The following is a 19407-nucleotide window of genomic DNA, read 5'->3' on the forward strand; positions in this document are numbered from 1 at the left end:
GCGCGGCTCCTGTTCTTAAAAGGAGGTTCCGGCGTGCGCGCCGAGTCACAGTAACAGGGGTTCGGGAGAGATGAACAAGCAGGAGTTAATCGGGCAGGTCGCCGACACGACCGGGCTCAACCGGGGCGATGCGAGCAAGGCCGTGGAGGCCGTTTTCGACTCGATCAGCAACGCGCTGAAGCGCGGCGACGAGGTCCGTCTCGTCGGCTTCGGTACCTTCACCTGCTCCCGGCGCAAGGCGTCGACCGGCCGCAACCCGCGCACCGGCGAGCCGATGCAGATCAAGGAATCCACCCAGCCGAAGTTCAAGGCAGGCAAGGGCCTGAAGGACGCGGTCAACGCCTGAGGCCAGTAGCGGCGCGGCGATACGGGAAGCGCTGGACAGATTTCCGGCGCCGCCCTATTGACCGCGGCGCAGTCCGGCGCCATTTGCCGGCTTCCCTGCCCGGAACACCACGCCGGGCGGCGTTCTTCTCAAGGCGTGGGCGCGTAGCTCAGTGGTAGAGCACTGTGTTCACACCGCAGGGGTCGCAAGTTCAATCCTTGCCGCGCCCACCACGCCTTCCCCTTTTCCGACTCGACTGACCCGCTGAGCCCGCGGCCGCGGATGAAACCGGCCACGCCATCCGTTTGCCGATTGTCACGGCGCCGTCGCGAGTCGCCGTTATGGGGAGGATCGATGGAAGAGGATCATATCTATTTCGCCCGCCGGGCCGATGAGCAGCGGGCGGCGGCCGACGCCGCGTTCAGCGACAAGGCGCGCGCGCTGCACCTCGAACTCGCACGCTTGTTCGACTCGCGCGCCCACGCGGCGGTGCGCGACCAAGCGGCAGCCTAGTCGAGCTTGGCGCCCAGCCGCTCGGCGGTGCGCCTCACCTCCTCGTCGCTCGGCGGCTCCGGCAGTTCCTCGCCGGGGCCGCGCGCGTCGTCGGGTATGCCGGGCGCGGTGCCGGCGATCGGCTCGTTCACGGCCCGCTCGTTGGGTCCCGTGCTGATCTTCTCGCGGTCTTCGGCCATGTCGTCCTGCTCCTTCGCGGCTGTAGCGAGCGAAGGCGCGGCAGGTTCCTGGCCGAACAGGCGGGCGGCGATCTCGAACGATCGCAACCGCGCCCGATGGTCGTAGATCTGCGACGTGACGATGAGCTCGTCCGCGCCGGTGCGTTCGACGAACGCCTCCATCTGCCGCTTCACCGTCTCCGCCCCGCCGATCGCGGAGCAGGAGAAAAGCTGCTGGAGCATCGTCCGCTCGGCGAGCGGCAGACTGTGCAGGAACTCCGGGACCGGGGGCTGGAGCGGCACGGGCCGGCCGCGGCGCAAGGCGACGAAGGCCTGTTGCAGGGAGGTCGCGAGAAGCTGCGCCTCTTCGTCCGTATCGGCCGCGAACAGGTTGAAGCCGAGCATGACATAGGGCTTGTCGAGCGCGGGGGAGGGGCGGAAGCTTTCCCGGTAGAGCCGGATCGCTTCCATCATCGCCTGCGGCGCGAAGTGGGAGGCGAAGGCGTAGGGCAGGCCGAGCATCGCCGCCAGTTGCGCCCCGTACAGGCTGGAGCCGAGGATCCAGACCGGGATGTCGAGCCCTTCGCCGGGGATGGCGCGGACCCGCTTCTCCGGATCGGCGGGCGCGAAATGGTCGATGAGTTCGAGGACATCCTCCGGGAACCGGTCGGCACCGCCGTCGAGGTTGCGGCGCAGGGCGCGGGCAGCGGCCTGATCCGTCCCGGGCGCGCGGCCGAGGCCGAGATCGACCCGGCCGGGAAAGAGCGATTCGAGCGTCCCGAACTGCTCCGCGATCACCAGCGGGCTGTGGTTCGGGAGCATGATGCCGCCCGCGCCGATGCGGATGTGCGAGGTGCCTGCGCCGACATAAGCGAGCGCGACGGCGGTGGCGGCGCTGGCGACGCCGGGCATCGAATGATGTTCGGCCATCCAGAAGCGGCGGTAGCCGAGCGCCTCGCCGTGGCGGGCGAGGTCGCGGGCGTTGCGGAGCGCCTGGCCCGCGTCGCCGCCTTCGACGATCGGGGCGAGGTCGAGAATGGAAAGTGGGATCATGAGAAGGATATGGGAGGCGCCGGCCGAGGCGCCACCCATCGCGCCTTGACGCCGCGCCCCCGCCGCTCCTATGTGCGCTCCGCACCTTGCGCGCAGTGGCGATCGTAGCTCAGTCGGTTAGAGCATCGGTTTGTGGTACCGAGGGTCGCGGGTTCAAGTCCCGTCGATCGCCCCACCCGCACCCACAATTCAGGACTATTCGCACATGCAGTCGCCTTGGGATTTCCCCGATTTCGACGACCATGAGGTCGTGCACTTCGTCACCGATCGGAATTCGGGCCTGAAGGCGATCATCGCCGTCCACTCCACCCATCTCGGGCCGGGCGCGGGCGGCACCCGCTTCTGGCATTATGCCGACAAGGGCCAGGCGGTGGCCGACGCGCTGCGCCTGTCGCGCGGCATGAGCTACAAGAATGCGATGGCCGATCTGCCGCTCGGCGGTGGCAAGGCGGTGATCCTCGCCGACGAGGCGCACACCAAGACGCCCGAGATGCTCGCCGCCTTCGGCCGCGCCGTCGACGGGCTGTGCGGCCGCTACGTCACCGCCGAGGATGTCGGCATGAGCGTGGCCGACATGGTCGCGATCTCGAAGGAGACGAAGTACGTCTCCGGCCTTCCGGTCGCCGAGGGCGCCGTCGGCGGCGATCCCGGCCCGCACACCAGCTACGGCGTCTTCCTGGGCGTTCGCGCCGCCGTTCGACGCGCGCTCGGCAAGGACAGCCTGTCGGGCCTCCACATCGCGATCCAGGGCGCGGGCAGCGTCGGCGGCGGCCTCGCCCGGCTGGCGGCGGCGGACGGCGCCCGCATCACGGTCGCGGACGTCGCGGCGGATCGCGCCCAGGCGCTCGCCGACGAGGTCGGCGGCAAGACGGTGGCCGCGCGCGACATCCTGGCGATCGAGGCCGACGTGCTGGCGCCCTGCGCGCTCGGCGCGATCTTCAACGAGCGCACCATCCCCGAGCTTCGCGTGCCGGTGATCGCGGGCGGTGCCAACAACCAGCTCGCGACCGCGGCGGACGGCGACCGCGTCGATGGGCGCGGCATCCTCTACGCGCCGGACTATGTCATCAATGCCGGCGGCATCATCAACGTCGCTTCCGAATATCTCGGCGACGGCGACGAGGCGAAGGTCAGGGAGCGGATCGAGCGCATCCCGGGCCGGCTCGAGGCGATCTGGGACGAGAGCGCCGCCACCGGCCGCAACCCGGCCGCGGTCGCCGACGACATGGCCCAGCGCAAGATCGGCCGCGGCTGACGCTCATATTTCCTCGGGGCGCCGCCGCACGGCGACCCCGAGCCGCTGTTCGCGATACAAGGTGTAGAGGCCGCTGAAGATGATCACGGCGGCGCCCGCCCATGTGCTGGGCGGCGGCTGCGTGTCCCAGATCGCCCAGCCGAGCAGCACCGCCCAGAGCAGCTGCGAATAATCGAATGGCGCGATCACCGGGATCGGGGCGAAGCGCAGCGACGCGGTGAGGAGCAGCTGCGCGGTGCCGCCGAAGAAGCCGAGCCCGATCAGGATCGCCCAGGTGCGCGGCGCGTGGCCCTGCGCGAAGACGGGCATCAGCGCGCCCGCCAGCAGGATCGAGATGAACGTGAACCAGAGCACGGTCGTCTGCGTGCCTTCGGTGCGGCCGATCTGGCGGATGGCGATGGTGACGCAGCCGACCGCGAAGGCGGCGGCGACGGCGAGCGCGAGGCCGATCGTCGGCAGATTCTCACCCGCGGGCCGCATGACGATCAGAACGCCGATGAAGCCCGCCGCGACCGCGCTCCAGCGGTGGCGGCCGACCGGCTCCTTCAGCACCAAAGCGGAGAGCGCGACGGCGAACAAGGGGGCGGCGAAGCCGATCGTCGTCGCCTCGGCGAGCGGCAGATAGGACAGGGCGGAAAAGGCGAGGACCATCGCCGTGAGGCCGATCGTGGCGCGCAGCACATGGGCGCCCGGCCGCCGGGTGCGCCACGCGCCGAAATTGCCGCTCCAAGCGATCCAGACGAGCAGCGGGGGCAGGCCGAGCGCGAAGCGGTAGAAGACCAGCTCCGGCGTCGACACGCCCGCTTCGTAGCCGAGCTTGATCATCGCGGCCATGAAGGCGAAGCAGGTGGTCGCGCCGATCCTCAGCAGGATGCCGAGCCTTCGGTTCTCGGTCGGCGGGGAGGCGGCGGGAGCGGGCATCCGCGACCCACTTGGGCCGCGGTTCATCAAAGGGCAAGCCGACAGGCGCCAGTGGCCTCCGGAAAAGTACGCATTTGCTTTCCCGCGCCGTTCCGCTTCGCTAGACAGCGTTCATCCCATGCATATCTACGCCAATCCCGCTCGTTTTCTGAAACTCGCGCGCCCGCTGACCGCATGGCTCGGCTGGGCGGGCGCGGCGCTGATCGCGCTCGCGCTGGGCGTCGGCCTGTTCGCCGCGCCGCCCGATTATCTCCAGGGGGAGAGCGTCCGGATCATGTATGTCCACGTCCCCGCCGCCTGGCTCGGCATGGGCGGATGGACCGGGATCGCGGTGGCGAGCGCGATGCAGCTCGTCTGGCGTCACCCGCTGGCCGCGGTCGCAGGGCGGGCGCTCGCGGTGCCGGGCGCGACGTTCACCGCGATCTGCCTCGTCACCGGCTCGCTCTGGGGCCGGCCGACCTGGGGCACCTATTGGGAATGGGACGGGCGGATGACGTCGATGCTCGTCCTCCTGTTCCTCTACATCGGCTATATGGCGCTGGCGGACGCCGAGCGGGAGAAAGGCGGCGAGGGGCGGATCACGGCCATTTTCGGCCTGGTCGGCGCGATCAACCTGCCGATCATCCATTATTCGGTCGTCTGGTGGAACACGCTCCACCAGGGTCAGAGCATCAGCTTCATCCGGCGCAGCTCCACCATCGATCCTTCGATGCTGTGGCCGCTGCTCGGCGCGGCGCTCGGCTTCTCGCTCCTGTTCGGGGCCGTGGTGCTGATGCGGATGCGGGCCGAGCTCGCCCGCAACAAGGTCGAGGCACGGATGAAGAGGATGGCGCGGCCGTGAACCATTGGCCTTTCATCCTCGCCTCCTACGGGCTCACCTTTCTCGCGGTCGCCGCGCTGGTGCTGTGGAGCTGGTCGGCGATGCGCCGCGCCGAGCGTGCGGCGGACGAATTGGGGCGCGGCCGATGAAGGCGAAGAACCAGCGGTTGACCCTGCTGATCATCGCCGTGGTGGCGATGCTGGGCGCGGTGCTGCTCGGCATGTCGGCGCTGCGCGACCAGGCCGCCTTCTTCTACGCGCCGGCGGACGTCGCCCGCAAAGGCCTGCCGCTCGATCGGGCGGTGCGGATCGGCGGCATGGTGCGGGAAGGGTCGATCAGCCGTCATCCCGACGGCGTCACCATCGACTTCATCGTCTTCGACGACAGCGCCGCGACCATCCCCGTGCGCTTCACCGGCATCACGCCCGATCTGTTCAAGGAGAATAGCGGGGTGGTGGCGGACGGCCGCTTCCAGCCCGACGGCACCTTCGTCGCGAGCGAGATCCTCGCCAAGCATGACGAGAATTACATGCCGCCCGAACTCTCCCGCCAGGCCGGGCTGCACAAGACGGACACGCTGGAATGATGGCCGAAGCGGGCCTCGCGGCCCTGTGGATCGCGGCGGCGCTGTCGCTGTTGCAGCTGATGCTCGCCGCCGCCGCGCTGCGACCGGGGGGCGAGGCGCTCGTGCGCACCGTGCGTCCGGTGGCGGCGGCGCAGGCGGCCCTGGCGGGCCTGTCCTTCCTGATCCTCATCCTCCTGTTTCTGCGCACCGACCTTTCGGTCCAGCTGGTTGTCGCGAACAGTCATTCGGCCAAGCCCTGGCTCTATAAATTCGCCGGCACCTGGGGGAATCACGAAGGATCGATGCTGCTCTGGGTGGCGGTGCTCGCCCTGGCGGGCGGCGCGGTCGCCCTGTTCGAACGCACGCTGGCGCAGCGCACGTTGATCGCGACCCTGGCGGCGCAGGCGGCGATCGCGATCGGCTTTTACGGCTTCCTGCTGTTCGCTTCCAATCCGTTCGCCCGCGCATATCCCGCGCCGATGGAAGGACGGGGGCTCAACCCGCTGCTTCAGGACCCCGGCCTCGCCTTCCACCCGCCGACGCTCTATGTCGGCTATGTCGGCGTGTCGGTGGCGTTCAGCTTCGCGGTGGGCGCGCTCATCACGCGCGACGTGGGGCCCGCCTTCGCCCGAGCGATGCGGCCGTGGGTCCTCTTCTCCTGGATCTTCCTCACCATCGGCATCGTGGCCGGATCCTACTGGGCCTATTACACGCTCGGCTGGGGCGGCTACTGGTTCTGGGATCCGGTGGAGAATGCGTCGCTGATGCCCTGGCTCGCGGCGACGGCTTTGCTCCATTCGGTGACGGTGCTGGCGACCCGGGACGGGCTGCGCGCCTGGACGGTGATGCTGGCGGTCGTCGCCTTCTCGATGTCGATGGTCGGCACCTTCCTGGTGCGCTCCGGGATCCTCACCTCGGTCCACGCCTTCGCGGTCGATCCGCAGCGCGGCGCCTTCATCCTCGGCCTGCTCGTGCTCTACATCGGCGGCGCGCTCTTCCTGTTCGCGCTGCGGATCGGGACGGTGCGGGAAGGCGCGACCTTCGAGCCGGTGAGCCGCGAAGGCGCGCTCGTTCTCAACAACCTGCTCCTTTCCGCGATCCTCGGCATCGTGTTGGTGGGGACTCTCTACCCGCTCGCGATCGAGGCGGCGACCGGCGAGCAGCTGTCCGTCGGCCCGCCTTATTTCAACACCGCCGCCGGGCCGCTTGCGCTGGTGCTCGTCGCGGTGATGGGAGCCGGGCCGCTCCTCAAATGGCGGCGGGACCGGGCGCTGGAGCTTGCCCGCCGCATCGCCTTTCCCGCCTTGCTCACCGTCGCGGCCCTTATCGCCGTGCTCGTCGCGGCGCCGGGCACGGGCATCCTCCCGCTGCTCGGCCTCGGGCTCGCCTTCGGCGTCGGCGCGGCGAGCGTCGCGCCGCTGTGGAAGCGCAACCTGCGGCGCACGCCGCTCTTCATCTGGGGGATGGTGGTCGCGCATCTCGGCATCGCGGTCAGCATGGCCGGCATGGCGTTCGAAGCCGCCTTCACCGAGGAGAAACTGGTCGCGGCCGAGATCGGCCAGCTGAGCGAGATCGGCCCGTTCACCGTGCGCTTCGACGCCGTTGAGCCCGTCGCCGGCCCCAATTGGACCGCGCTCGAGGCGCAGCTCACTGCCCGCCGCGGTGACGGCCCCAGCTTCGCGATGCGGCCGCAGGCGCGGATGTTCTCGAGCCCGGTGACCGAAACCAGCGAAGCCGCCCTCGCGACGCGCTGGGACGGGCAGCTCTACGCGGTGCTCGGCAAGGAAGACGAGACCGGCCGCTGGCAGCTGAGGCTCTGGTGGAAACCGTTCGTGACGCTGATCTGGTTCGGCGGCATCCTGGTCGCGATCGGCGGCGCGCTGTCGCTGGTCGGGCGGGTGCTGCGCGAGCGCCGGACCCGCAAGGAGGCTCTGGAATGAAGCGCCTGGTGCTCTGGCTGCCGCTTGCGCTGTTCGCGATCTTCCTCGGCACCGTCGCGATCGGCCTCTACGCGCCCTCCGACCGTCAGGTGAAATCGCGCCTCATCGGGCGGGAGCTTCCGCAATTCGCGCTGCCGCAGGCCGTGCCGGAGAAACCCGCCCTCGCCAGTTCGGACTTCGGATCGGGCGAGCCGCGCATCCTCAACATCTTCGCCAGCTGGTGCATTCCCTGCATCGCGGAAGCGCCGCAATTGCTGGCGATCGCACGCCGGGGCGTTCCGATCGACGCGATCGCCATCCGCGACCGACCGGAAGACATCGCCCGCTTTCTCGAGCGCCATGGCGATCCCTTCGCGCGCATCGGGTCCGACGTGGACAGTTCGGTGCAGATGGCGCTCGGATCCTCCGGGGTTCCGGAGACGTTCGTGATCGATGGCCAGGGCGTGATCCGATATCAGCATATCGGCGCCATCAACGACGCGCAGGTGGCGGACATCCTGGCGGCGTGGGAGGCGGCGCGATGAGGGTGTTTCGCATCGCCGCGATCTGCCTGGCGCTGTCGGTGCCGGCTTCCGCTTCGGCGGACTCGCGGCTGCCGCCCGCCGACTACGCCTACACCCAGCTGCCGGACCCGCGGCAGGAGGCGCAGGCGGCGGCGCTGATGGAGACGCTGCGCTGCCTCGTCTGCCAAGGCCAGTCGATCGCCGACAGCGACGCCGAAATGGCCGGCGACATGCGGGCTTTGGTGCGGCGGCGGATCGCGGCTGGGGAGCGGCCGGAGGAGATTCGCGCCTGGCTGATCGACCGCTACGGCGCCTGGGTGAGCTATGCGCCGCCGGTTTCGCCGATCACCTGGCCGCTCTGGGCGGCGCCGGTGCTGCTGGTCCTGCTCGGCATTTTCCTGGCGCGCGGCCGATTCCGGCGGAAAGGACGCGGCTGATGGGCTGGGCGATCATCATCGCCATGGGGCTGGTCACCGGCCTCGTTCTCTGGCGGGTCGGCCGGTTCGACCGCGCGGGGCTGCAGCTTCTGGCGGCATCGCTCCTGTTCGCGCTGGCGGGCTATGTCTGGCAAGGTCGGCCGACGATGGAAGGGCGGCCCAAGCCCGCCGCCGCCTCCGCTGCCGCCGCGGACAGCGAGTTCGCCGAACTGCGGCCGGAACTTCTCGGCCGATTCGACGCGGCGGGCTCGTGGCTCACCATCGCCGAGAGCTATCAGCGGCGCGGCGACACGCGCGGCGCGGTCGGCCTGATCCGCAACGCGCTGCGGCGGTATCCGGAGAATGCCATCCTGTGGATCGGCCTCGGCAACGCGCTGGTCCTGCATGCCGACGGGCTGATGAGCCCGGCGGCGCACCTCGCCTTCCAGCGCGCGGCGCGGCTCGCGCCCGATCATCCGGCGCCGCCCTTCTTCTACGGCCTGTCGCTGGCGCAGGCGGGAGAGGTGGAGGAAGCCGAGGCGATCTGGCGGGACCTGCTCGCGCGCGCGCCGGAGGATTCGGAATGGCACCGCGTGCTCGCCGAGCGCCTTCAGGTGATCGATCGCGCGCGCGCCGCCGGACGGCGGCCCTGAAGCCCGGCGCACGGGCTCAGTGATCGAGGCCGCGCCCGGTCTTTTCCTGAAGCGCGTCGATCTTCTTGGAAGCCTCGGATTTGGTGAGGTCCGGGTCGAACGCCTCGCCCGCTTCCTCGCTCAGCGTCTTCAGATAAGAGGCCTGCGCGCCGGTCATGGACTCGTCGCCGGTTACCCAATCGTCGGGGTCCTTGGCGGCGTTGCCGGGCGCGGTGGTCTTCGGATTGTCGGTGTCGGACATCGGCTTACCCTTGAAGGAACATTCGTCCCCTCAACGGCCGTGTTCCGCCTATGTTCCGGACCGGGCGCCCCTCTCCCGAAGGAGAGGGGCTTTTCGGCTCACGCCGCCTCGAACGGCAGGTCGAGCGCTTCGGCCACGGCCTTGTGGCGGATCTTGCCGCCCGAGACGTTGAGGCCGTTGGCGAGGTGCGGATCGGCCGCCATCGCGGCGTCCGCGCCCTGGTTGGCGATCTTCAGCACGAAGGGCAGGGTGGCGTTGTTGAGCGCGAAGGCCGAGGTGCGGGCGACGGCGCCGGGCATGTTCGCCACGCAATAATGGATGACGCCGTCGATCTCGTAGACCGGGTCGCTGTGGGTGGTGGGCCGCGAGGTTTCGAAGCAGCCGCCCTGGTCGATCGAGATGTCGACCAGCACGCTGCCGCGTTTCATCGTCGGCAGCATGTCGCGGGTGACGAGCTTGGGCGCGGCGGCGCCCGGGATCAGCACCGCGCCGATCACCAGCTCCGAATTGGCGACGGCATGGGCGACCGCCGCCTTCGAGGCGTAGGCCGTCTTGATCTGGCTGCCGAAGAACATGTCGAGCTCGGCGAGGCGAGCGTTGGAGATGTCGTAGATGGTAACGTCGGCGCGCATGCCGACCGCCATCTGCGCGGCGTTCACGCCGGCGATGCCGCCGCCGAGGATCGTGACCCGCGCCGGCGCCACGCCGGGCACGCCGCCCAGCAGCACGCCGCGGCCGCCTTGCTCCTTCTCGAGATAGTGCGCGCCGACCTGGATCGACATGCGGCCGGCCACTTCGCTCATCGGCTTCAGCAGCGGCAGCGAGCGGTCGTGGGCGGTCACCGTCTCATAGGCGATGCAGGTCGCGCCCGACTTCATCAGCCCCTCGGCCTGCGGCTTGTCGGCGGCGAGGTGGAGATAGGTGAACAGCGTGTGGCGCGATTCGAGCAGCGCGATTTCCTGCGCCTGCGGCTCCTTCACCTTCACGATCATGTCGGACTTGGCGAAGACCTCGGCGGCGTCGGCCGCGATCGTCGCGCCGACATCGACATAGGCCTGGTCGTCAAAATCGATGCCGGTTCCGGCCTTCGTCTCCACGATGACGTCATGGCCGGCGGCGACCAGCTCCGCCACCGATGCCGGGGTGAGACCCACCCGATATTCATGAACCTTGATTTCCTTGGGCACGCCGACGCGCATGTTAGGGCTCCGTGAATCTGTTGTGCGCGCGCCTATAGCGGGCCGATCCGCATTTGTCGCTGTTGCGCATGCATAAGGCCGGTGCTAATGCGCCCGCCGCCTTGCCGGGGCAGGGCGTTTTGGAGGGGCGTTTCCGCTTCCCGTTTCATGGCCGACAATTCAGCTCTTCCCATGCAGCCGGGCGACCGGCCGGCGGGTCACCACGCGCGGCAGGCGAGCGTCGCCAGGCTCACCATGCTGGCGATCGGCGTCGTGTTCGGCGACATCGGCACCAGCCCGCTCTACGCCTTTCGCGAGACGTTCGCCGGCCACCATCCGCTGGCCGTGGACCGTATCCACGTGTTCGGCGTCGTGTCGCTCATCTTCTGGGCGATGATGCTGATCGTCACCCTGAAATATGTGACCATCCTCACCCGCGCCGACAATAAGGGGGAGGGCGGCAGCCTCGCCCTCCTCGCGCTCATCTCCCGCAAGGGCGGATCGAACATGCGCTGGTCGGCGGGGATCATGATGCTGGGCGTGTTCGCCTGCGCGCTCTTCTACGGCGATTCGATGATCACCCCGGCGATCTCCGTCCTGTCGGCGGTCGAGGGGCTGACGGTGGTGGAGGAGGGGCTGGCGCCGCTCGTCGTCCCGATCGCCATCTCGATTCTCATCGCCTTGTTCCTGATCCAGCGGAAGGGCACCGCCAAGGTCGGCGCTTTGTTCGGGCCGGTGGTCGGCATCTATTTCCTGACGCTGGCGGTGCTCGGCATTGCCAGCATCGCGGGCGATCCGACCATCCTGTTCGCGCTCAACCCCTGGTATGCGCTGAACTTCTTCATCATCGACCAGTGGCTCGCCTTCCTGGCGCTCGGGTCGGTCGTGCTGGCGGTGACGGGCAGCGAGGCGCTTTACGCCGACATGGGCCATTTCGGCCGCCGACCGATCCGGATCGCCTGGATCTGGTTCGTGCTGCCCGCGCTGATGCTGAATTACATGGGGCAGGGGGCGCTGCTGATCGCCGATCCGGGCGCGATCTCCAGCCCCTTCTATCTTCTCGCCCCCGAATGGTTCCGCCTGCCGCTCGTCTTCATCGCGACGGCGGCGACGATCATCGCCAGTCAGGCGGTCATCTCCGGCGCCTTCTCCGTCACCCAGCAGGCGATCCAGCTCGGCTTCATCCCCCGCCTGTCGATCCTCCACACCAGCGCCTCCGCCCACGGCCAGATCTACATCCCGGCGATCAATTGGGCGCTGATGGTGATGGTGATCCTGCTCGTCCTGTTCTTCCAGAACAGCTCCAACCTCGCCGCCGCCTACGGCGTGGCGGTGACGGGCGCGATGCTGATCGACGCCTGCCTCCTCACCGTCGTCATCTTCTCGGTCTGGAAATGGCGGCCGATCCTGGCGGTGCCGCTGCTCGCCGTCTTCTTCGTCGTCGACATCGCCTTCTTCGCGGCCAACCTCACCAAGGTCCCCGACGGCGGCTGGTTCCCGCTGGCGGTCGGGCTCGTCATCTTCACCTTGCTCACCACCTGGGCCAGGGGCCGGCAGCTGATGCGCGACCGGATGCGCGAGGCGGCGATACCGGTCGGCGTCTTCATCAAGTCGGCCGCGACCAGCGCGGCGCGCGTGCCGGGCACCGCCGTCTTTATGACGACGTCGGCCGAAGGCGTGCCGCACTCGCTGCTCCACAATCTGAAGCACAACCGGGTGCTGCACGAACGGGTGCTGCTGCTCACCGTTCAGATCGAGGACGTGCCTTACGTCGAGGAGGAAAGGCGCTGCGCCCTCACCGATCTCGGCAACGGCTTCTTCCGCCTGATCCTCCGCTTCGGCTTCATGCAGGACACCGACATCCCGAAGGCGCTCGACACCGTCCAATGCGGCGCGGCGTTCAAGATGATGGAAACGAGCTTCTTCCTTTCGCGCCAGACGCTGCTGCCGTCGGCGCGGCCGGGCATGCCGCTGTGGCGGGAGAAGCTCTTTTCCTGGATGCTGCGCAACGCGGAAAGCGCGATGGAATTCTTCCGGCTGCCACCCAACCGGGTGGTGGAGCTGGGCAGTCAGGTCGAGATATGAGCGGCGCGCCGATCATCGTCACGGCGGTCTTCGGCGACGGCGACAATGGCTGGCTGCAGGAACTGCGCCGCAAGCACTACCCGCCGGAGCTCAACCGCGTGCCGGCGCACCTGACCCTGTTCCACCATCTGCCGCCGGGCGTCGAGCGGGAGCTGTCGCAGCGCCTCGCCGGCTTCGCCGCATTGCCGCCACCACGGGCGACGCTGACCGGCATCCTCGATCTCGGCCGCGGCACGGCGCTCCGCGTCGACAGCGAGGCGCTGGAGGACATGCGGGCCGAGCTGGCGGAAGCGCTGCGCGGACTCTTGACGCCGCAGGACCAGGCCCCTTGGCGGCCCCACATCACCATCCAGAACAAGGTGGAGCCGCGCGAGGCCAGGCAGCTGCAGCAGCAGTTGCGCGCCACCTTCCAGCCGCGCCCGCTCGCGATCCGCGGCCTCGCCTCCTGGTGCTATCTCGGCGGCCCGTGGGAGCCGCTCAAGACGCATGTCTTCCGCGGCTGAGCGGCGGCCGGCCGGTCAGTCGTTCTGGCCGACGCCTTCGCAGCTATAGTCGAAGGCGGCGAGGCCGGCCTCCAGGTGAGAGGCGAGCAGAGGCATCTCCATCAGCTCGTCGATCGCCTCCTCGGGGTCGAGCTCGTTGGCCTCGGCGCAGGCGTCCTCCCATTCGCTGACGTCATAGGTGCCGCGCCCGACCCAGGCGAGCGCCACCGTCTCGGCGAGCTGATCGTCGGCGAGGTCGTCGAGCATCGCCGTGATCTCTTCCTCGACGCCGCTGTTGAGTTCGTCCTGCAGGGCGGACAGCGCCTGATCGTCCTCGCCGTCGTCGATGTCGTCGACATTGTCCGGATCCTCGTCGGGATCCAGGGCCGGAACCTGCGCCTCGAGCTCGCGCGCCCGAAGGATCAGGCGGCACAGCGTTTCGAGCGGTGTCAGCAGTTCCATTGTTCCTCTCCATTGACTTGGCATCCGAAACGACAGGCGGAGCGGCGGGTTCCGGCTGCCGCGACGGCCGAAATCGGCGCGGCTTTCGGGACGCCGTTCGTCGGAGAAGCGGATCAGCCGAGCGTGATGTCGAGAAACAGCATGACCGCGAGGCCGATCATCAGCCCGGCATTGGCCCGGTCGGCATTGCCCTTGCGGTGGGTCTCCGGAATGATATCGGCGGTGACGACGTAGATCATCGCGCCGGCGGCGAAGCCCATGCCCCAGGGCAGGAGGGCCGAGGCCATGCTGACCATCGCGATGCCGACGAAGCCCATCAGCGGCTCGACCAGCCCGGACAGCAGGGCGACCAGGAGCGCGGTCGACCGGCGATAGCCGAGCGACAGCACGAGGAGGGCGACGGCGAGGCCTTCGGGCACGTTCTGCAGCCCGATGCCGATGGCGGTGGCGGTGCCGTTGGCGATGTCGCCGCCGCCGAAGCTGACTCCGACCGCCAGGCCTTCGGGGAGGTTGTGGAGGATGATGGCGGCGATGAAGATCCAGATCCGCCGCGCCCGGTCCGGCTCGATGTCGGCGGGGTTGAGCAGCATCCTCTCGAACGGCGGGCTGTAGCGCTTCATCAGGAAGATGACGGCGCCGCCGGCAAGCAGGGCGCCGACCACGATCGCCGCCGCGCTGCGCAGCGGCATTCCCGCCTCCGTCGCGCTCTCGATGCCCGGCAGGATCAGCGAGAAGAAGGACGCGGCGAGCATCACCCCGGCGGTGAAGCCGAGCGCCGGATGCTCGATCTGTTCCAGCCGCTTCCGGGGGACGGCGTAGATCAGCAGGGCGCCGCCGGCGGTGGCGAGGCCCGCAAGGCCGCTCGCGAACGTCGCGAGAAGGATCAGTTGCCAGTCCAGTTGCGCTCTCCCGGCCGAGTGAAGGTGGCCTTCCCCGCGCATAGCGGCAGCCGCCGCAACCGCAACGTGTCTGTTGCGCTTTTTGTGGAACGACGCCGGCCGCGCGGCACGGGCGCGGCCGGTATCGGTTCCTGCCGGGCAGTCAGCCCCGGCGGTTCAGGCGGCTCAGGCGGCGCGGCCGGCCGCCGGGTCCGCCGCCGGCCGGTAGGAGGGATCGGGTGTCCCGCTCCGGTGGGTGACGGTCCGCAGCGACGCGAAGCCCTTCCGCCCCGCCTTCAACAAGCCGGTCGCGCCGAGACCCGCCGCCACGCCGAGCAGTACGAGCCCCGCGCGGCGGGCGCCGCGTCCTTCCAGATGTTCGCTCAAGGTCCTCGCCATGCGCCGTCTCCTCATTCCGCCGGGGTCAGGCTGTCGGCGCGTCGCGACGCGCTGTGGATGTCGCTGGCGCCGCCCTGATCGCCCTTGCTGGTGCGTCCGGCGCCGGGGCCGGCGCCGAGATCAGCTCCCGTCATCGGATCGGCGTCGGGATCGGACTTGAGCCGCGCCGTCATCATCTGGAGCGCGCCGGCATCGCTCGGGCCGAGGCCGACGCTCGCCGTGCCGTCGCCTCCGGGATCGGCGGGCAGGACCTGGTTGAGGTCGTCGACCGTCTCCCACTGGTCGCCGCTGTTCCACGGCCCGCGCATGTCGCCTTCCCCCTGCGAGGCGTTGACGTACATGTTCGCATAGGCCTCGACCCCCGGCAGCTTGCCCGGCGGGAAATTGTCCTCGATGGCGTAAAGCGCCTTCTCGAACGATTTCTGGTGGGCGACCTCGCGGGTCATCAGAAAGCCGAGCGCCTCCTTGATGCCGGGATCGTCGGTGATGCCGATCAGCCGCTCGTAGACGATCTTGGCGCGGCTCTCGGCGGCGATGTTGGAGCGCAGGTCGACCGTGGGCTCGCCGCGGCTGTCGATATAGTTGGCGGTCCAGGGAACGCCGGCGGAGTCGATCAGCCCGGGACCGCCGCCGAACAGGATCGCCTCCTTGGCGCTGGTCCCGCTGGCGCCGATCATCTGGTAGAGCTCGGCCTCGCTGCTTTGCTGTTCGGTGAGCTGGGCGCGGGCGCCTTTGTTCAGCATGGTGACGATCGATCCGATCACCTCGAGATGGCTGAGTTCCTCGGTCGCGATGTCGAGCAGCATGTCCTTGCGGCCGGGATCCTCTTCGGCGAGGCCCTGCGTGAAATAGCGCATCGCCGCCGCCAGCTCGCCGTCCGCGCCGCCGAACTGCTCCAGCAGCATGCAGGCGAGTTTCGGGTTCGGCTCGGAAACCCTGACGGTATATTGCAGCCGCTTGTTGTGCATGAACATTTTGCCGCTCCTTTCAAATGGATGGCAAGGCAAAGCGGCGGCCTCGGCGATCGTTCCCGGCGCCGCGCCGATCCGGGGCGAACGGCCCGAAAGCCGCCGGGAGTCGTGTGGGTCCATCGCGGCCGCGTCTTCGGCCCTGTTTACCGCGGCGCGCGATCGGCTATCAGGCGACGAAATCCGCGCGCCGCTCAAGCCGCGGAACGGCATCTGTTTCGGGGCATTGCAGCATGATGTCCGCTCCTTCCATTGTCTGGTTCCGGCAGGATCTGCGGCTCGACGACCAGCCGGCGCTCGCGCGGGCGGCGGGAGAGGGGCCCGTCGTCCCGGTCTATGTGCTGGACGACGAGACGCCCGGCCGCTGGCGGATCGGCGCTGCCCAGCGCTGGTGGCTGCACCACAGCCTGTCGCGGCTGGCCGAGACGCTGGAGCGGCGCGGCTCGGGCCTGGTGCTGCGGCGGGGGAAAGCGGCGACGGTGCTGGCGACGCTCTCGGCCGAGCTTGGCGGCGCGCGCATCCACGCGGTGCGCCATTACGAGCCCTGGTGGCGTGCGGCCGAAGCGGAACTCGCCGCCGCCTGCGACCTCGTGCTCCACCCAGCCGACGTGCTGGTGCCGCCGGAACAGGTGCGCACCGGCGCCGGCGGGGCGTACAAGATCTACACGCCTTATTGGCGCGCCCTGCAGGAGCAACTCCCGCCGCCGGCACCGACCTCCGCGCCCGATCGGATCGCGCGCCCGGAGCGCTGGCCCGGCGGCGAGGAGCTTCGGAGCTGGGGGCTGCTGCCGACCCGCCCCGACTGGGCGGCGGGCTTCGCGGCGGACTGGCATCCCGGCGAAGCGGCCGCGCTGGAGCGGCTCGACCTGTTCGCTGACGAAGCGCGACATTATGCGGCGCTTCGCGACCGGCCGGGGGAGGAGGGGACCAGCCGCTTCTCGCCGCACCTTCATCTCGGGGAACTGTCGCCGCGGCGGGTGTGGCACGGGCTGTCGGGCGAGGGCGGTGAGAAGTTCCGCAAGGAGCTCGCCTGGCGCGATTTCTCCCGCAACGTCATGCTTTCGCAGCCCGCCGTCGGCGAGCGGGCGGGCGCGGCGCGCTTCGAAGCCTTCCCGTGGCGCACCGGCGCCGACGCGGACGCCGACTTCCGCGCCTGGTGCCGGGGACGGACCGGATATCCGATCGTCGATGCGGGCATGCGCCAGCTCTGGGCGACCGGATGGATGCATAACCGCGTGCGGATGATCGCGGCCTCCTTCCTGGTGAAGCATCTGCTGATCGACTGGCGGCGCGGCGCCGAATGGTTCTGGGACACGCTGGTCGACGCGGACTATGGCAACAACAGCCAGAACTGGCAGTGGATCGCCGGCACCGGCATCGACAGCCAACCGTTCGCCCGCATCATGGCGCCGACGCTGCAGTCCCGCAAATTCGGCGCCGCCGATTATATCCGCCGCTGGGTCCCCGAACTCGAAGCGCTCACCGACGAGACGATCCACGACCCAGGTCCCGACCGCCCAGCGGCCTATCCCCCGCCGATCATCCCCCACGCCGCCGCCCGCGACCGCGCTCTCACCGCTTTTGCCGGCTTCCGCGCACAGCCATCTTGTGCGGGTTGAAGGCCGCTCGCCGGTTCGCTTTTACTTGCGCAGCGGAGCCTCCGACGAGTCGATCTAGGTCTGCGTAAGCGCGAAGCTCCCGGCGGGGACGGCACGTCGTGCCACCGGTGCGGCATGCCCGGGGCGCGGACCTGCACGCCGGGAGCGACGACGAAACCGCGTCCTGCCGATCCAGTCGAAGGCGCTCTCCAAGCGCGCGCCAGTGCCGCTCGGGCGCTGACGCAGCGCATCAATGCGTGAACGAAAGCGGGAAGTGTCTGTCTGGCTCCAGCCGAAGGCGTCCGCTCTCACCGGATTCCAGGAGGCGGGGCATAGGCTCGGCGGGCCTTGACCGCGAACTCGATCAGCGGAGGTGAGATGACCCCTGGTTCGATGCGGGAGCGACAAGCCGCAGCGCCATCTTCCGGAATGCCCGCCGTGCAGTTGACCGGGAGGTGCGGGCAATCTTTGCCAAACAAGCAGTTGATGAGCTGCTGCGATCAGAACCGAGGTTTTGGAGCAGGCATGAGACGGCCACTTGGCAAAGTAGGCTAAACGCTTGATTTGCTGGTGACCCCTACGAACAGAAGAGGGATGCCCCACGGCGCCCAACACCGTCTCAACCTATTGAAATCATGAGACTTGGAAGGTGACCCTGGTGCCGCTCGGTCCCGGGTTGTTCCGCTGTTTCGCGATCATTCCGTTGGAAAGAGCGTGGCTTCAGATTTTTGGGAAATCCAACCATGCCTCTCACTGCCTTGAAGGTAAAGAAAGCAGGTCCCGGCAAGCACGCCGACCTGCACGGTTTGTACCTCATCGTTCAGCCAAGCGGCACCCGCTCATGGATGCTGCGCTACCAGCATAAGGGCCGCCGCCGCGACTACGGGCTCGGCCCGATCCACGACGTGTCGCTCGCCGAGGCTCGCGTCGCCGCCATGGAGGTACGGAAGATGGTCCGGGCCGGGCTCGATCCGGTCGAGCAGCGCGGGCTGAAGCGGCCCAGCCGCACAAGCCGGCCGACGTTCGAGGTGGTGGCCCGCAAATGCTACGAGTCGCTGCGCAAGGGCTGGAAGGATCGACGCAACGCCTCCTGGATTGCGAGCTTCGAGAACCATGTGTTCCCGCTGATCGGTTCCAAGCCGATCGACGCGATCGACAGCAAGGCTGCCTTGAGCGTGATGGAGCCAATCTGGTTGACCATCCCCGACACGGCGAGGAAGATCCTGCAGCGGATCGGCGCGGTTCTGGACTATGCGCACATCAAGGGCATGATCGCGCAGCCGGTGTCGCTTCGCTCGGTCCGCAAGGGTCTGCCGCGGCAGACGCGTCAGGTGCAGCACCGGCAGGCCATGCCATACAAGGATGTGCCGGCGTTCATGAAGAAGTTGATGGCGCTCACGCCCACAGTGGGCCGGGATGCCTTGAAGCTGACGGTGCTGACCGCGACCCGTTCCGGCGAGGTGCGGAACGCCGTCTGGGGTGAGTTCGACCTGGACAAGGCTGTCTGGTCGATCCCGGCCGAGCGGATGAAGATGAAGGAGCCGCACGTTGTTCCGCTCGCTCCGGCTGCGGTGGCGCTGATGAGGCGCCTTCGGGACGAGCAGCTCGTGCTGGACGGCGAGGTGAAGCCGGGGCGGCTGATCTTCACGCATTACGGGGCGCGCGCGATCAGCGATGTCACCATGCTCAAGGCGCTGCGTGACATGGGCATCGCGGGGATCACGGTGCACGGGTTCCGGAGCAGCTTCGCGGATTGGGCCGCGGAGCAGACGAACGTCGCTAAGGAGATCGTCGAGAAAGCGCTGGCACACAAGGTGCCGAACACGGTTGAGGCAGCCTACCGGCGCACCGACTTTTTTGAAAAGCGACGTGCGCTAGGTTTCGTGGACAAAGCTTGACGGGGGACTCGCAGGTTGATTCAAAGCTTCCTTTTGGAGGCGGCGTTGGGCGAGTGGATTGGTCTTACGGATGACGAGTGGGCATTGATCGGGCCG

General features: G+C 68.7%; 21 protein-coding genes, 2 tRNA genes and 1 pseudogene. 16 read left to right on the forward strand and 8 right to left on the reverse strand.

Annotation, left to right across the window (positions count from 1 at the left end; translation table 11 throughout):
* Positions 1 to 70 precede the first annotated feature (70 nt).
* The 3 genes from ACK4K7_RS15345 to ACK4K7_RS15355 all read left to right on the forward strand — a co-directional run bounded on the left by ACK4K7_RS15345 (position 71) and on the right by ACK4K7_RS15355 (position 838).
* On the forward strand, positions 71 to 346 hold the full coding sequence (locus ACK4K7_RS15345) for an HU family DNA-binding protein (protein ID WP_431867341.1): 276 nt from the start codon (positions 71 to 73) through the stop codon (positions 344 to 346).
* Between the two features lie 137 nt (positions 347 to 483).
* A tRNA-Val gene (locus tag ACK4K7_RS15350) sits at positions 484 to 558 on the forward strand.
* Between the two features lie 121 nt (positions 559 to 679).
* Complete coding sequence (locus ACK4K7_RS15355) at positions 680 to 838, forward strand: hypothetical protein (protein WP_431867343.1); 159 nt, start codon at positions 680 to 682, stop codon at positions 836 to 838.
* Between the two features lie 242 nt (positions 839 to 1080).
* Here ACK4K7_RS15355 and ACK4K7_RS15360 read toward each other — a convergent pair.
* Positions 1081 to 2049 (reverse strand): annotated as a pseudogene (locus tag ACK4K7_RS15360) (LLM class flavin-dependent oxidoreductase); the annotation flags it as partial.
* Between the two features lie 98 nt (positions 2050 to 2147).
* Here ACK4K7_RS15360 and ACK4K7_RS15365 point away from each other — a divergent pair.
* Positions 2148 to 2224: transfer RNA gene (locus tag ACK4K7_RS15365), tRNA-His, on the forward strand.
* A gap of 30 nt (positions 2225 to 2254) precedes the next feature.
* Positions 2255 to 3304: a Glu/Leu/Phe/Val family dehydrogenase gene (locus ACK4K7_RS15370; RefSeq protein ID WP_431867344.1), complete on the forward strand. Its 1050-nt coding sequence runs from the start codon at positions 2255 to 2257 to the stop codon at positions 3302 to 3304.
* Positions 3305 to 3307: 3 nt separating this feature from the next.
* On the opposite strand, the gene ACK4K7_RS15375 is transcribed toward ACK4K7_RS15370, so the two are convergent.
* Complete coding sequence (locus ACK4K7_RS15375; RefSeq protein ID WP_431867346.1) at positions 3308 to 4225, reverse strand: DMT family transporter; 918 nt, start codon at positions 4223 to 4225, stop codon at positions 3308 to 3310.
* A gap of 118 nt (positions 4226 to 4343) precedes the next feature.
* Between ACK4K7_RS15375 and ACK4K7_RS15380 the strand changes: the two genes are divergently transcribed.
* Genes ACK4K7_RS15380 through ACK4K7_RS15410 form a run of 7 tightly spaced genes read left to right on the forward strand, consistent with a single transcriptional unit; the run spans position 4344 to position 9122 of the window.
* A complete protein-coding gene (locus ACK4K7_RS15380; RefSeq protein WP_431867348.1) occupies positions 4344 to 5066 on the forward strand; it encodes a heme ABC transporter permease in 723 nt (240 codons plus the stop codon).
* Positions 5063 to 5194: a heme exporter protein CcmD gene (gene ccmD, locus ACK4K7_RS15385; protein ID WP_431867349.1), complete on the forward strand. Its 132-nt coding sequence runs from the start codon at positions 5063 to 5065 to the stop codon at positions 5192 to 5194. The genes ACK4K7_RS15380 and ccmD overlap by 4 nt, the downstream gene beginning before the upstream one ends.
* A complete protein-coding gene (ccmE, locus tag ACK4K7_RS15390; protein ID WP_431867350.1) occupies positions 5191 to 5631 on the forward strand; it encodes a cytochrome c maturation protein CcmE in 441 nt (146 codons plus the stop codon). The genes ccmD and ccmE overlap by 4 nt, the downstream gene beginning before the upstream one ends.
* A complete protein-coding gene (locus ACK4K7_RS15395; protein WP_431867352.1) occupies positions 5628 to 7550 on the forward strand; it encodes a heme lyase CcmF/NrfE family subunit in 1923 nt (640 codons plus the stop codon). Before ccmE ends, ACK4K7_RS15395 begins: the two co-directional genes overlap by 4 nt.
* Positions 7547 to 8074 carry a DsbE family thiol:disulfide interchange protein gene (locus ACK4K7_RS15400; protein ID WP_431867353.1) on the forward strand — a complete coding sequence of 176 codons (528 nt, stop codon included), beginning with the start codon at positions 7547 to 7549 and terminating at the stop codon, positions 8072 to 8074. The genes ACK4K7_RS15395 and ACK4K7_RS15400 overlap by 4 nt, the downstream gene beginning before the upstream one ends.
* On the forward strand, positions 8071 to 8490 hold the full coding sequence (locus tag ACK4K7_RS15405) for a cytochrome c-type biogenesis protein (protein ID WP_431867355.1): 420 nt from the start codon (positions 8071 to 8073) through the stop codon (positions 8488 to 8490). Before ACK4K7_RS15400 ends, ACK4K7_RS15405 begins: the two co-directional genes overlap by 4 nt.
* Positions 8490 to 9122: a tetratricopeptide repeat protein gene (locus ACK4K7_RS15410; RefSeq protein ID WP_431867357.1), complete on the forward strand. Its 633-nt coding sequence runs from the start codon at positions 8490 to 8492 to the stop codon at positions 9120 to 9122. Before ACK4K7_RS15405 ends, ACK4K7_RS15410 begins: the two co-directional genes overlap by 1 nt.
* Positions 9123 to 9138: 16 nt before the next feature.
* Here the strand turns inward: ACK4K7_RS15410 and ACK4K7_RS15415 are convergent, their stop codons facing one another.
* Both ACK4K7_RS15415 and ald read right to left on the reverse strand, forming a co-directional pair.
* Positions 9139 to 9363, reverse strand: a complete 225-nt coding sequence (locus ACK4K7_RS15415; RefSeq protein WP_431867358.1) for a DUF3072 domain-containing protein — start codon at positions 9361 to 9363, stop codon at positions 9139 to 9141.
* 98 nt (positions 9364 to 9461) lie between these two features.
* Entirely contained in the window at positions 9462 to 10562 is a 1101-nt protein-coding gene (gene ald, locus ACK4K7_RS15420; RefSeq protein ID WP_431867360.1) for an alanine dehydrogenase, read from the reverse strand.
* 147 nt (positions 10563 to 10709) lie between these two features.
* On the opposite strand from ald, the gene ACK4K7_RS15425 reads away from it, so the two are divergent.
* Positions 10710 to 12626: a potassium transporter Kup gene (locus tag ACK4K7_RS15425; protein WP_431867361.1), complete on the forward strand. Its 1917-nt coding sequence runs from the start codon at positions 10710 to 10712 to the stop codon at positions 12624 to 12626.
* Complete coding sequence (locus tag ACK4K7_RS15430) at positions 12623 to 13129, forward strand: 2'-5' RNA ligase family protein (RefSeq protein ID WP_431867362.1); 507 nt, start codon at positions 12623 to 12625, stop codon at positions 13127 to 13129. The genes ACK4K7_RS15425 and ACK4K7_RS15430 overlap by 4 nt, the downstream gene beginning before the upstream one ends.
* Before the next feature lie 15 nt (positions 13130 to 13144).
* On the opposite strand, the gene ACK4K7_RS15435 is transcribed toward ACK4K7_RS15430, so the two are convergent.
* The 4 genes from ACK4K7_RS15435 to ACK4K7_RS15450 all read right to left on the reverse strand — a co-directional run bounded on the left by ACK4K7_RS15435 (position 13145) and on the right by ACK4K7_RS15450 (position 15821).
* A complete protein-coding gene (locus tag ACK4K7_RS15435; protein WP_431867364.1) occupies positions 13145 to 13570 on the reverse strand; it encodes a DUF3775 domain-containing protein in 426 nt (141 codons plus the stop codon).
* 113 nt (positions 13571 to 13683) lie between these two features.
* Positions 13684 to 14511 (reverse strand): ZIP family metal transporter, encoded by an 828-nt coding sequence (locus tag ACK4K7_RS15440; RefSeq protein WP_431867365.1) that lies wholly within the window; start codon positions 14509 to 14511, stop codon positions 13684 to 13686.
* Between the two features lie 123 nt (positions 14512 to 14634).
* Positions 14635 to 14847, reverse strand: coding sequence for a hypothetical protein (locus ACK4K7_RS15445; protein ID WP_431867366.1), 213 nt, complete (start codon positions 14845 to 14847; stop codon positions 14635 to 14637).
* Positions 14848 to 14858: 11 nt separating this feature from the next.
* Positions 14859 to 15821 (reverse strand): manganese catalase family protein, encoded by a 963-nt coding sequence (locus ACK4K7_RS15450; RefSeq protein WP_431867368.1) that lies wholly within the window; start codon positions 15819 to 15821, stop codon positions 14859 to 14861.
* Positions 15822 to 16051: 230 nt separating this feature from the next.
* Here ACK4K7_RS15450 and ACK4K7_RS15455 point away from each other — a divergent pair, with 230 nt between their 5' ends.
* Positions 16052 to 17434, forward strand: a complete 1383-nt coding sequence (locus tag ACK4K7_RS15455; protein WP_431867372.1) for a cryptochrome/photolyase family protein — start codon at positions 16052 to 16054, stop codon at positions 17432 to 17434.
* Between the two features lie 737 nt (positions 17435 to 18171).
* Entirely contained in the window at positions 18172 to 19311 is a 1140-nt protein-coding gene (locus tag ACK4K7_RS15460) for a tyrosine-type recombinase/integrase (protein ID WP_431867370.1), read from the forward strand.
* Positions 19312 to 19407 lie beyond the last annotated feature (96 nt).

This window comes from Allosphingosinicella sp. (assembly GCF_046295735.1).
Lineage (GTDB): Bacteria > Pseudomonadota > Alphaproteobacteria > Sphingomonadales > Sphingomonadaceae > Allosphingosinicella.